This is a genomic window from Pseudomonas sp. THAF187a (assembly GCF_009363395.1).
GTDB classification, from domain to species: Bacteria; Pseudomonadota; Gammaproteobacteria; order Pseudomonadales; family Pseudomonadaceae; genus Aquipseudomonas; species Aquipseudomonas khazarica.
Genome location: NZ_CP045349.1, coordinates 225238 through 238119 on the forward strand (window position 1 = coordinate 225238; position 12882 = coordinate 238119).

The window sequence follows — 12882 nt, forward strand, 5'->3', positions numbered from 1 at the left end:
ACATGAGCACAGTCCAAGAACAACGTGGCCTGCACTGGTTCCAGGCGCTGAGTGGCAATGCCCGGCCGCTGGCCGGTTTGCCCGCTTCGCTGCGGGTGGCCGATGGCGAACTGGCCGGCCAGGCGGTGCGCTATCTGGCGGTGGTCGCCGATGCCGACAATGCCTTCCCCCGCGCCCGCAACGGCGAGGTCGGCCTGCTCGAAGGCTGGGGTCTGGCGCAGGCGGTGGACGAGGCCATCGAGGCGGATCGCGACAACCCGCACAAGCGTGCGCTGATCGCCATCGTCGACGTACCGAGCCAGGCCTACGGCCGCCGCGAGGAGGCCTACGGCATTCATCAGGCGCTGGCCGGTGCGGTGGATGCCTATGCCCGTGCGCGCCTGGCCGGGCATGCGGTTGTTGGCCTGCTGGTGGGCAAGGCGATGTCCGGTGCCTTCCTCGCCCATGGTTACCAGGCCAACCGCCTGATCGCCCTGCGCGACGCCGGGGTGATGGTGCATGCCATGGGCAAGGCCGCCGCCGCGCGCATCACCCTGCGCAGTGTCGACGAGCTGGAGGCACTGGCCGCCAGCGTGCCGCCGATGGCCTATGACCTGGACAACTACGCCTCGCTCGGCCTGCTTGCGCAGGTGCTCGACGTGGAGCAGGTGGCGCAGCCGACAGCGGCCGACCTGGCCCATGTGCGTGAGGCGCTGAGCCAGGCGCTGGTGGCTATCGCCGGCAGCCCGCGAGACCTGCGCAATCGCCTGGGCGCGGCCAATCGTGCCGCCTCCACGCGGGTGCGCGAGGCCTTGCGCGCGCAGTGGTGAGGCTCAGGGCGGGTGAACCCCGCCGCTCCTGAATGAGACGAAACGGCGGGTTGCCCCCGCCCTGCGGAGAACCAGCGATGCACCCGACACCCCGTCCACATGATCTGCTCTGGGGCCTGCGCCCCGAGCACCTGCCGCAGGAGGCGCCGGTCTGGGCTCGCGCCGCCCTGGGCGGGCATGTGCCGGTGGTGGTGCGGCGTGCACCCGCCGAACCCGGCTGGGTGGCGGTCGGTATCCGTGGCGCCGCGCGTGAACAGCGCTATGCAAGCTGGATGCGCCTGAGCGATATCAGCCGGCTGGTCAGCCCTCAGTCCGTGGCCAGGGCAGGGCGCTGGCGTGAGCATGCTCAGCGGCGCTGGCCGGCGCTACGTGCCCTCGAACATGTCGCGCTGCACCTGGATGGCTTGGGCCTGGCCTGGGGCGTGACCGGCAGCCTGGGTTTCGAATTGGCCAGCGGCATCCGTGCGGCGCACCCGCAGAGCGATCTCGACCTGACACTGCTGGCGCCGCACACCCTCGACCGCGCCTCGGCCCGCAGGCTGTGTGCCGTGCTGGACGCCGCGCCAGGCCGCATCGACCTGCAACTGGAAACCCCGCACGGCGCCGTGGCGCTGCGCGAATGGGCCGGTGACGCGGCGCGCGTACTGCTGAAAACGCAACGCGGCCCGCAACTGGTCGGCGATCCCTGGCACCTGCAGCAGGTGGCGGCATGAGCACGCTCTGGGCCTTTCCCGGCCAGGGCGCGCAGCAGCCCGGCATGCTCCAGGTCTTGCCGGATGCCACGGTCGTCCACGATTGCCTGGAACAGGCCAGCGCCACCTTGGGCGAGGATGTGCGTCTGCTGGATTCGGCCGAGGCGCTGCAGGGCACCCGCGCCGTGCAGCTGTGCCTGCTGATCGCCGGTGTCGCTGCCTCGCGCCTGCTCATCGAGCGCGGCCATCGTCCTGAGTATGTCGCCGGGCTGTCCATCGGTGCCTACGCCGCTGCGGTGGTGGCCGAGGCCCTGGATTTTGCCGATGCGCTGCGCCTGGTCGCCCTGCGCGGCGAGCTGATGCAGCGCGCCTATCCCGCCGGCTACGGTATGACCGCCATCCTCGGCCTCGATCAGGCCAGCGTCGAGCGCCTGTTGGACGACGCCGAAGGGCCGCTGTACCTGGCCAATATCAATGCGGAAAACCAGCTGGTGATCGCCGGCAGCGATGCGGCCATGGCGCAGGTCGCCGAGCGGGCCCGCGCCCTCGGCGCCGCTGCGGTCAGGCGCCTGGCCATGAGCGTGCCGTCGCACTGCGAGCTGCTCGATGCACCGGCGCGCGAACTGGCGGCGGCCTTCGCCGGGGTTGCGCTGCATGTGCCACGGGCGCGTTACCTGAGCAGCAGCTCGGCACGGGTGATTCGCGAGCCACAGCGTCTGCGCGATGACCTGGCGTTCAACATGAGCCGCCGCGTCGACTGGCAGGCCACGCTCGTCACTGCCTACGAGCGCGGTGTGCGCCTGCACCTGGAACTGCCTCCAGGCGGCGTGCTCACCGGTCTGGCCCGGCGCGTATTCGAACCCGGACAGGCTGTCGCCTTTGCCGGCGCACGTCTGGATACACTCGACGCCATGTTGCGTCAGGAGGTAAGCCTCGACCGCTGAGCCGTAGCGTTTACCGAAGCACAAGAACAACAACTTCGATATGTGAAACGAGGACAACAACAATGATCATCTACGGTGTCGCCTTTCTGGCGTTCTGCACCCTGGCAGGCATCTTCATCGGCTCGCTGCTGGGGCAACTCATCGGCGTGCCCGCCAACGTCGGCGGTGTCGGCATCGCCATGCTGCTGCTGATATTCCTGGGTAGTTACCTGAAGAACCGCGGACTGTTCACTGGCAAGTCGGAACAGGGCGTGGAGTTCTGGAGCGCCATCTACATCCCCATCGTGGTCGCCATGGCCGCCCAGCAGAACGTCTACGGTGCCCTCAGCGGTGGGCCGATGGCGATCCTGGCGGGTATCGCCGCCGTCGTCGCCGGCTTCGCCCTGGTCCCCGTGCTCAGCCGGATCGGGCAAAAGAAGCCTGAAGCCGATGTCACCTCCTCCCTGACCAAAGCACCACGGTGATCGCCATGTACGAATCTCTGCTCAAGGTTGTCACCAGCTACGGCATGCTCAGCGGTTTCGCCATCATCGGCATCACCATGTGGGTGTCGTACTGGATCTCCGACAAGTTCACCAAGGGCCGCCTGCATGGCTCGGCCATCGCCATCCTCCTCGGCCTGTTGCTGTCCTATATCGGTGGCGCCTACACCGGTGGCCAGAAAGGCCTGGTGGACATTCCCCTGTTTGCCGGCATTGGCCTGCTGGGCGGTGCCATGCTGCGTGACTTCGCCATCGTCGCCACCGGCTTCGGGGTCAGTGTCGAGGAACTCAAGCGCGCCGGATTCGCCGGGGTGCTGGCGCTGTTCGTCGGCGTGCTGTCGTCCTTCGTCGCGGGTGTCGCGGTGGCCATGGCGTTCGGCTACACCGACGTGGTCAGCCTGACCACCATCGGCACCGGCGCGGTGACCTACATCGTCGGCCCGGTGACCGGTGCGGCGCTGGGCGCCAGCTCCGACGTGATGGCGCTGTCGATTGCCGCCGGCCTGATCAAGGCGATCCTGGTGATGGTGGCCACGCCTTTCGTCGCGCCCTATATCGGCCTGGACAATCCGCGCAGCGCGGTGATCTTCGGTGGCCTGATGGGCACCTCCAGCGGTGTCGCCGGCGGCCTGGCGGCGACCGATCCCAAGCTGGTGCCCTATGGCTGCCTGACCGCCGCCTTCTACACCGCGCTGGGCTGCCTGCTTGGCCCATCGTTGCTCTACTTTCTGATGCGAGGCCTTCTGGGCTGACCTTTCGCCCGCCGTCATGGCGGGCTTTTTTATTGCCCCGTTCAGGCATGCCTTCAGTCGCGAGGGCGTCGAGACGCCTCTACGCCTGGCGGCTGTACATCCGGCATTCGGCGAGCAGCGCCAGCAGGTTGGGGTCGCGCTCCTTGGCCTTGAGAAACACCACGCCGATATGCTGCTGCAGGTGGTACTTGGCCTGCAGCGGGATCAGCTTCACCCGGTTCTCGTACACCGCCGCCACCCGCCCCGGCAGCAGGGCATAGCCGACGCCGGAGCTGACCATGCTGAGCAGGGTGAAGATGTCCTTCACCTGCATCGCCACCTGCGGTTCGAAGCCGGCCTGCTGGAACACCCGCTCGCCATCGCGGAAGGTGGCATAGCCCTGGGTCAGGGTGATGAAGGTGTCGTTGCGCAGATCGGCCAGGTCCACCTCGGGCTGCTCGGCGAAGGGCGAGTCGTTCGGTGCGGCGAGGAAGATGTCATCGGAGAACAGCGCCAGCTGTTCGCAGTCCGGGTCGCTGATGCTGTCGTCGAGCGCGATCAGGATCGCGTCCAGCTCCATGTTCTTCAGCTTGTACAGCAGGTCGACGTTGGAGCCGAGGACCAGGTCGATGTTCAGCTCGCTGCGCCGCAGCTTCAGGCCCATGATCAGTTGCGGCACGGTCTTCACCGTCAGCGAGTAGAGGGCGCCCAGCTTGAAGCGCTCGGCGCCGAAGCCGGCTGCCTCGCGGGTCAGGCGCACCATCTCCTGGGCGTCCTGGATCAGCTTCTGCGCCTTTTCTTCCAGGCAGTAGGCGCTTTCCAGCGGGATCAGGTTGCGCCCCTCGTGCTTGAACAGCGGGCAGCGCAGGGCACTCTCCAGAGAGTGGATGGCGCGATGCACGCTGACGTTGCTGGTCTGCAGTTCGCTGGCCGCGCGCGCCAGGTTGCCGCTGCGCATGAAGGCGAGAAAGACCTCCAGCTTCTTCAGGGTGAGTTCTTCGTCGATGAGCATCGGCCTGTCCTTTTCCAGCGATTCCCGATTGTGCCGTATCCGGGCCGTCGACTGGTGTCGGGAATGCTGGTTTCTGCTCTTGTCCGGGGCTATCGTCGGGCGCGCAGAATGACGCGTTCGCTGTCTCGGCATCCGCATGCGCAGGGCCCGCTGCGATCTGTCGGTGGGCCGTGCGCTTGAGGTGTGCAAGGCGTGCCTGCATCGTCGCGCTCGGGCTACCTCGCATGAGGCCCGAGGCCTGAACCACCATGCTTGATGAATCACAGAGGACCATGCACATGCAGTTGATCTACGCCGCTGCTTCACCTTTCGCCCGCAAGGTGCGTGTACTGGCCGCTGAGGCCGGCCTGCTGGCGGAGATCGAGCTGCTCGACACCGCCGTGTTGCCGACCACGCTCAACGAGCGGGTCAACCGGGCCAATCCGCTGGGCAAGATACCGGTGCTGCTGCTCGATGATGGGCAGGCGCTGTACGACAGCCGGGTGATCTGTGAATACCTCGACACCCTGCATCAGGGGCCCAGGCTGTTGCCGGTCGATGCCGGACGCTGGCAGGTGTTGCGCCTGGCGGCCCTGGCCGACGGCCTGATGGAGGCCGCCTTGCTCGCACGCTACGAAAAGGCCGTGCGCGAGCCTGAGCAACAGTCGCAGGCCTGGCTCGATGGCCAACTGGGCAAGGTGTGGCGGGCGTTGGCGGAGCTGGAGCGTCAGGCCGCACAGCTGCAGGGGCCGCTCGATCTGGCGCAGATCGGCGTGGCCTGCGCCCTGGGCTATCTGGATTTTCGCTTCGCCGACCTCGACTGGCGTGCCTCGCATCCGCTGTTGCGTGACTTCCAGCTGGCGTTCTCCGTTCGTGCCTCCATGCAGGCCAGCGCGCCGGTGTCCTGACGGATAGCGCAGCGATGGGCTGCTGGTCTGGATTGAGGTTGCGCCGCGCAACGGCTTCGTGACCGTCTGTCGGTGGAATGGGCGGCGGCATTCGCGAATCCGCGTCTTGACAGGTTTTTGGCGCTCCGCCTCGACACGCCTTTGTCCCTGATATTAAAGGGTTGTTTCCCGCGTGACGGACTTCACGTTAGTGCTCGACGGTAATTTGACTAACTTGAGGGGTGTTCGTTTTTTTGGTCATTGTCTGATCAAAAAATTGACATATCCTTGGTTGGGCTGATTCAATATGCCAGCTTTTTGATGTCAAGTTTCGCTCGGTTTCCGTGGGGTGGAGCCGGTTTCCTGACGTTTATGGGGGAAGTCTCGTCAGAGGCTTTTGTCGAGCAGTAAGCGCACAAGCGCTCTTTCCAGTGCAGTAGGTCATGCAGGTGAAGTCCTCCAAGGGAATTGCCCGGCTTTTCGGCCTGGCGGTCGCATTTTTCGTTTCCACGACATTTGCTCGGCCTGCCAGCGTAGCCTTCTGGTACGCCGATCAGTTGCCCCTGCCCGAGTTGTCGCAGTTCGAGTGGGTGGTGGTCGAGCCCGGTCATGCCTCGTCGAAGGATCTGGATTACCTCAAGGCCCAGGGCAGTGAGGTCTTTGCCTACCTGTCCATCGGCGAATTCGCTGGCGATGTCACCCAGGCGGGGTTGAGCGAGGCGACCAGTGCCGTGCGCAACGCTGCCTGGAACAGCCAGGTGATGGACCTGGACTCGCCGGCCTGGCGCGAATACCTCTTCGAGCGCGCCAGCGCGCTGCGCCAGCAGGGCTACGCCGGCCTGTTCCTCGACACCCTGGACAGTTTCCATCTGCAGGCGCAGGCGCTCCAGGACGGCCAGCGCGAGGCGCTGAAGAGCCTGCTGAACGAACTGCATCGGCGTGAACCGACACTCAAGTTGTTCTTCAACCGTGGTTTCGACGTGCTGCCAGAGCTGCCGGGCGTTGCCGCCGCAGTCGCCGTCGAGTCCCTCTATGCCGGGTGGGATGCGGGCGGTGGCTACAAGGCGGTGTCGCAGAGCGATCGTGACTGGTTGCAGCTGCACCTCGACAAGGTGCGGGCCCAGGGCATTCCGGTGGTGGCGATCGAGTATTTGCCGCCAGAGCAGCGCGAACAGGCGCGCCAGCTGGCTGCGCGGCTGACCGAGGAAGGCTTCATCCCCTACGTGACCTCCCCTGCGCTGAATGCCATGGGCATCAGCGGCGTGGAGGTCCAGCCCCGGCGTATTGCCCTGGTCTACGATGCGCGCGAGGGCGAGCTCGAAGACAATCCGGGGCATGTGCACCTTGGCGGCCTGCTCGAATACCTGGGGTACCGGGTCGACTACTGGCCGGCCGATACCACGCTGCCGCAGCGCCCGCTGAAAGGGCTCTACGCGGGCGTCGTGGTGTGGATGACCAGTGGCTCGCCGGTGGACCGCGATTATTTCGAGAGCTGGTTGGGCCAGCGCCTCGACGAGCAGGTGCCGATTGCCTTTCTCGCCGGGATGCCCACCGAGAACGACAGCCTGCTGGATCGCCTGGGCATCCGCACGCGCTCGCAGCCGGTCGGCAAGGATGCCGTGCTGCTGTCCCACGATGCCACGCTGGTCGGCGGCTTCGAAGCACCGCTGCGTGTGCGCACGCGGGAAGTTCCGCCGCTGACCGTGACCGCGCCCGAGCGTACCCGGGCGGCGCTGTCCCTGCAGAACGAAGACCGTGTCTACGCGCCGGTGGCCACCGGGGACTGGGGCGGCTACGCAATGGCCCCCTATGTATTCGAGGAAGGCCTCGACCATCGGCGCTGGATGCTCGACCCGTTCGCCTTCATTGCCCGTGCCTTCAAGTTGCCGGCGTTGCCGCGCCCCGACAGCACCACGGAGAACGGCCGGCGCATCGCCACCGTGCACCTGGACGGCGATGGTTTCGTGTCCCGTGCCGAGGTCCCCGGTTCGCCTTACTCGGGTATCCAGGTGCTGGAGGATTTCATCAACCCCTACCCGTTGCTGACCTCGGTGTCGGTGATCGAGGGTGAAGTCGGCCCGCGTGGCATGTACCCGCACCTGGCGCGTGAGCTGGAGCCCATCGCTCGCAAGATCTTCGCTAACCCCAAGGTCGAGGTCGCCAGCCACACCTTCAGCCACCCGTTCTTCTGGCAGCCGGAAAAGGCCTCGCAGCGCGAGAACTTCGAGGCGGAATACGGCTATATGATGGCCATTCCGGGCTACAAGACGCTGGACCTCACGCGTGAGGTCGTCGGCACTCGGGACTACATCAACCAGCGCCTGACCACTCCGAAGAAGCCGGTGAAGATGATCTTCTGGTCCGGTGATGCCATGCCCAGCGCCGAAACCATCAAGCTGGCGTATGACAGTGGCCTGCCGAACGTCAACGGCGGCAACACCGTGCTGACCAAGGCCTACCCCTCGCTGACCGGTCTCTATCCGCTGATCCGGCCGACTTCCGGCGGGCTGCACTTCTACGCCCCGGTGATCAACGAGAACGTCTACACCAACCTGTGGACGGGACCCTACTACGGCTTCCGCGACGTTCAGGACACCTTCGCGCTGACCGACAGCCCGCGTCGCCTGCGCGGCTTCCATCTTTATTACCACTTCTACTCGGGGACCAAGCAGGCCTCCATCCGGGCCATGCGCCAGACCTACCAGACCATTCTCGATGGCCAGCCGCTGTCGCTGTGGATGAGCGACTACATCAAGCGCGTCGAGGGACTGTACCGCGCCAGCCTGGCCAGGCGTAGCGACGGCAGCTGGCAGGTGAAGGGCCTGGTGGGCATGCGCACGCTGCGCCTGGATCCGGCCCTGGGCTGGCCGGACCTGGCCCGCTCCAGGGGCGTCGCCGGGGTGCGTGATCTGCCGCAGGGGCGCTACGTGCACCTGAGCGGCGCCGATGCGCTGCTGGCCCTGCGCGACACCCGTGACCCGCGCCCGGCACTGGAAGAGGCGAACATTCCGCTGACCGCCTGGCGTTATCTGGACGACAAGCGCGTGACGTTTTCCTTCCAGGGCGAGTTCCCGCTCAGTTTCAGCGTGCGCTCGGCCGGTTCGTGCCATGTGAAGGCGGGGGGCGGCCGGTTCACTGGCACGCACGACAATGGCGTATGGCACTTCGAATTGCCGATGAAGCAGGTGAGCGATGCGCAACTCATCTGCAACTAAGAAAAAGGTGCCGCGCACCCGCCTGCTCAACCCCTGGATGATCCTGCTGGTTGCCGGGTTCGTGGTGGCGTTGCTGGCGCTGTCGTACAAGAGCGAGGACGTGTTCCTGCCGGACGCGGACGACCGGCCGGACGCCGTCGCCATCAGTTATACCGAACTGCTGATCAAGGCCCACCCGGAAGACGACAAGCTCAAGCTGCGCCTGATCGATCAGCTGATTCAGGTCGGTGACTTCACCCGTGCCCGCGAATACCTGGAGCAGTTGCAGGGCCGCCTGCTGTCGGCGACGCCGTTCTACTCGGCGATGCTCGACGTGCTGCGTGCCCAGGCCCAGCCGGACGGTATCAGCGATGCACAGCGGGCGGCGCTGATCGACGAACTGCGCAGCCTGAAGATCGCCGACCTGGACAATGCCATGCTGGAGCGCCTGGCGCGCTACTCGCTGGAGATCGGCGGACTGGACGTCGCCGTGCTGGCCTACCGCGAGCTGGCCGAGCGCGACAGCGAGAAGCGCACGCACTGGCTGGGCGAGGCGGCGATCTGGAGCCTGGCCAACAACGACCAGAGTGGCGCGGCGCAGCTCTATGAGCAGTTGGCGGCGGAAGACAGCGACCCGCAGGTGCGCATGGAGCACCTGCGAGAAGCGTTCGACGCTCTGCTCGCGGCGAATCATCCCGAGCAGGCGGCGCAACTGCTGGCCCTGCACCTGGACGAACTCGACGCGCAACAGGCTTCCCTGGACTGGCTGGCAGCCGGTGTCGATGCCGCCCAGGGCGGGCGCCGCTACGACCTGGCGGAAAGCTTCATTCAGCGCTGGCTGAGCCTGAAGAGGGACGACCCGCGCGCACTGACCGCCGATTTCCACCTGAGCCTGGCATCCGGTGCGGTCGACCGGGCCTGGCAGCTGGCGCCCGAGTTGCTGGCGCTGACACCCGACGACTACGACATGGTGGCCGAAGTGGCGCGCCTGGCCGAGTGGACCGGACATACCCAGCAGGCGCTGAGTTACTGGGTGCAGATGCTGGCGCAGCGCGAAGACCCGGAGCTGCGCGAGCGCATCTGGCGCTATGCCCTGCAGCTGTTCGATTTCGACCAGGTGATCGCGACGCTGTCCACCATCGACGCCCATCGGCAGATGACCGACGTGGAGATCGACACCCTGGTCTACAGCCACGAAACCCGCGGCACTCCCGAGGATGCCGAGGCCTGGCTGGTGGCCTACCTGCAGCGCTACCCCAACCACCTGTTCGCACGGCAGCGCCTGCGCATGCTGATGGAGAACACCCAGCAGTTCAGGAAGGAAGTGCAGCAGTGGCAGCTCCTGGCAGCGCTCAAGCCGCTGACGATCAAGGAGCGCATCCGCTGGGCCAAGGTGCACTGGAACCTGTTCGAGCCGGATCTGGCCTGGCAGGTGCTGACCGCAGCCGATTCACCCGAGGTGGACGATCCCGAGTTCTGGCAGCTGCGCGCCAATCTGGCCTGGGAGCTCGAGCGCGATGGGGAAGTGCGCGCCTCGTACGATCGCCTGCTGAGCCTGAAGGTGCCCCTGGAGCTGGAGGATGAGGATCGCCTGATTCGTCTGTACTGGGATAGCGACCCCAGGCGTTCGCTGCAGATTCTCATCGATAGCTGGCAGCGCACGGGCCGCGTGACACGTCTGATCGTCGCGCTGGAGTTGGCGGAGCGACTGGGTGACTGGAATGCCCTGAGAATGCTGCTGGCCGGCGCGGAACAGTCGCCCAATGGACGCGACAACTCGCAGTACTGGGTTGCCCGTGCCGCGCTGGCTGCCCAGGACGGCAACTTCGACCAGGCCCAGGCCTACTACCAGCAGGCGCTGGCGCTGTTCCCCAGTGACAATCTGGTGCGCCAGCGCATCCTGTGGTTCTACATCGACAACGCCCAGCGCGACTCGCTGGCGCAACTGCTGCCGGAGTGGCGTGCCCTGGCCGTGACGGACAGCCGGCTGTGGTTGCCCTATGCCACCGGCTACATGTTGCTCAACAACACCCGGGAAGCCTTGCGCTGGTTCCGTCAGTACCTCAAGTCGAATCCATCGGACCGCCTGGTGCTCGCGGCCTATGCCGACGCGGCCGAGGCCGCCGGCTACGCAGACCTGGCCTGGCGTCTGCGCCGCCAGCTGCTGCGCGACCTCAATCTGCAACGCGTCACCGCGACTCCCGAAGGCTATGCCATGTACCTGCGCCTGCTGGCCGGGTCGCAGGGCACGCTGACGTCGCTGGCGCAGGCGAAGCGTCTGTGGAACGGCGAGCAGGCGACGCTGCAGCTGTGGTTCGAGCATTTCCTCGAGCGCCTCGATGCCAGCAACCAGTCGGCGCTGAAGGACGACTGGCTGGCCTGGGGGGCAGCGCGCGGGCTGAAGGCCGGCAGCTACGACGAGATCCAGCAGGCGCTGCGCAACGACAACCACGCGCAGATGCAGCGTCTGCTCGAACACGGCGGACTCGATGCCGCGAACACGGTGGAAGTGCTCTCGCGTCTCGGCCATGAGGGCGAAGCGCTGGCCTCGGGACTCAGCGCCCAGGGCGATGGACAACCGGATTCGATTCGCCAGCAGCTGCTCTTGCAGACCACCGGCATGCTCGAGCGCTCCCCGCAGGGCTTGCAGCTGGGGTGGCAGAATACAGACTTCGGCGACCTGGACATCAAGGGGCCGCGTCTGCAGGTGGCCCGCTACCTCGGCGATGACTGGTATGCCGACCTGCAGCTCGAGCAGGGCCGCTACAACAGTTCGAACCTGGACAGCGCGGTACTCGGCAACGAGCGCAACCTCAAGCTGGAGGCGCGCCGCACCCTGGACGACGGCGACCTGCGCCTGATTCTCGACAGCAGCCTGCGCGACGACGATGACCGCCATGGCCTGGGCATCGAACGCAGTTGGCGCCTGAGCTCGCGTGATGAGCTGGGGCTGGCGTTCGACTGGCACCGCGAGGCCGAAGACACCGGCCTGCTGCGCGCCCTGGGCATGCGCGACGGCGTGCGTCTCCGGGGCCAGCACGGCTTCTCCGCGCGTGACCAGTTGAGCTGGTCGCTGACGCACAACCGCTACAGTTCCCGACAGGGCGATGCCATCGGCAGCGGCCAGGGCGTGTCGCTGGAGTGGGGCCACACGGTGTTCTTCGACGACCCGTCCTGGTTGCTGCGTTCGGGCGTGGACTATCAGAACAACAGCGTGGAGAGCGAGGTCGCCACTGACCTGCTCAACGCCAATGGCGGTGCCTACATTCCGTTCGACAACGAGCCGGGCGCCACGATCGAAGGCACCGAGCTGATGCAGAGCCGCTATGGTCAGCTCTATGTCGCCAGCACCTGGCGGCGAGGCTTCCCGGGCGCCCTGAATAGGACACGTCCGCAGTTCACCTGGATGATCGATACCCTCGCCGGCTGGCAGTGGACGGAGCGGCAATTCAACTACGGCATCAACGTCGGCATCGGCGTCGAGCTGTTCGGCGACGACGAGCTGGCCATGACCCTCGGTTACCAGTCTGCCCCCAGAGGGGGGGAGGGTGATCCCGGTGGTTCGCTCGGTATTACCTACAGCACCCGTTTCGGGCGCTAAGCAAGGATTCTCAAAGGAGGAATGAAGATGCAAAGCATACGTTGCCTGGCCCTGGTGGCCATTGCACTGTTCGTCGCGGGTTGCTCCAGTTTCAGCGGCGGCGGCAACCAGACGCTGCCGCGCGATGCCTCGTGGGGCGTCGCCCCGCTGGTCAACTATGCCCAGGCGCCGCAGGCCGGCGAGCGTGCCGAGCAGATCCTGATCAGCATCCTGGCTGAGGAGGGTGTGACCCCGCTGATGTACCCGCAGCAACCGCAGAAGGACCTGCTGCTGCAGGACGACCGTGAGCGTCAGAGCCAGGCGCTGGCCTGGGCGCGTGAGCAGAAGCTGGCCTACGTGATCACTGGTAGCGTGGAAGAGTGGCAGTACAAGAACGGCCTGGACGGCGAGCCGGCAGTCGGCATCAGCCTGCAGATTCTCGAACCGGCCAGCGGCCGTGTGGTCTGGAGTTCCAGTGGCGCACGCGCCGGCTGGTCCCGTGAGAGCGTTGCAGGTGCTGCCCAGAAAGTGCTGCGCAAACTGGTAGGTAACCTCGACTTCGAGTAATCACG

At 66.2% G+C, this 12882-nt stretch carries 10 protein-coding genes; 9 read left to right on the forward strand and 1 reads right to left on the reverse strand.

Annotated elements, in window-relative coordinates; translation table 11 throughout:
* The first annotated feature begins 2 nt into the window (after nt 1-2).
* The 5 genes from mdcE to madM all read left to right on the forward strand — a co-directional run bounded on the left by mdcE (nt 3) and on the right by madM (nt 3679).
* Nucleotides 3-809, forward strand: a complete 807-nt coding sequence (gene mdcE / locus FIV02_RS01065; RefSeq protein WP_152487557.1) for a biotin-independent malonate decarboxylase subunit gamma — start codon at nt 3-5, stop codon at nt 807-809.
* A 77-nt stretch (nt 810-886) separates the two neighbouring features.
* Nucleotides 887-1522, forward strand: coding sequence for a malonate decarboxylase holo-ACP synthase (locus FIV02_RS01070; RefSeq protein WP_152487558.1), 636 nt, complete (start codon nt 887-889; stop codon nt 1520-1522).
* Nucleotides 1519-2445: a malonate decarboxylase subunit epsilon gene (mdcH, locus tag FIV02_RS01075; RefSeq protein WP_152487559.1), complete on the forward strand. Its 927-nt coding sequence runs from the start codon at nt 1519-1521 to the stop codon at nt 2443-2445. Before FIV02_RS01070 ends, mdcH begins: the two co-directional genes overlap by 4 nt.
* 62 nt (nt 2446-2507) lie before the next feature.
* Complete coding sequence (gene madL / locus FIV02_RS01080; RefSeq protein WP_152487560.1) at nt 2508-2909, forward strand: malonate transporter subunit MadL; 402 nt, start codon at nt 2508-2510, stop codon at nt 2907-2909.
* Nucleotides 2910-2914: 5 nt separating this feature from the next.
* The gene (gene madM, locus FIV02_RS01085) at nt 2915-3679 is read left to right on the forward strand and encodes a malonate transporter subunit MadM (protein ID WP_037056837.1); all 765 of its coding nucleotides are present in this window, start codon (nt 2915-2917) and stop codon (nt 3677-3679) included.
* A gap of 79 nt (nt 3680-3758) precedes the next feature.
* Here the strand turns inward: madM and FIV02_RS01090 are convergent, their stop codons facing one another.
* On the reverse strand, nt 3759-4670 hold the full coding sequence (locus tag FIV02_RS01090; protein WP_037056840.1) for a LysR substrate-binding domain-containing protein: 912 nt from the start codon (nt 4668-4670) through the stop codon (nt 3759-3761).
* A gap of 278 nt (nt 4671-4948) precedes the next feature.
* Between FIV02_RS01090 and FIV02_RS01095 the strand changes: the two genes are divergently transcribed.
* From FIV02_RS01095 to FIV02_RS01110, 4 genes are all read left to right on the forward strand, one after another.
* The gene (locus tag FIV02_RS01095; protein ID WP_152487561.1) at nt 4949-5557 is read left to right on the forward strand and encodes a glutathione S-transferase N-terminal domain-containing protein; all 609 of its coding nucleotides are present in this window, start codon (nt 4949-4951) and stop codon (nt 5555-5557) included.
* A gap of 422 nt (nt 5558-5979) precedes the next feature.
* A complete protein-coding gene (locus FIV02_RS01100; RefSeq protein WP_152487562.1) occupies nt 5980-8751 on the forward strand; it encodes a bifunctional glycoside hydrolase 114/ polysaccharide deacetylase family protein in 2772 nt (923 codons plus the stop codon).
* Nucleotides 8729-12331 carry a tetratricopeptide repeat protein gene (locus FIV02_RS01105; protein ID WP_172979119.1) on the forward strand — a complete coding sequence of 1201 codons (3603 nt, stop codon included), beginning with the start codon at nt 8729-8731 and terminating at the stop codon, nt 12329-12331. Before FIV02_RS01100 ends, FIV02_RS01105 begins: the two co-directional genes overlap by 23 nt.
* A 27-nt stretch (nt 12332-12358) precedes the next feature.
* Nucleotides 12359-12877, forward strand: coding sequence for a penicillin-binding protein activator LpoB (locus FIV02_RS01110; RefSeq protein ID WP_152487563.1), 519 nt, complete (start codon nt 12359-12361; stop codon nt 12875-12877).
* Nucleotides 12878-12882 lie beyond the last annotated feature (5 nt).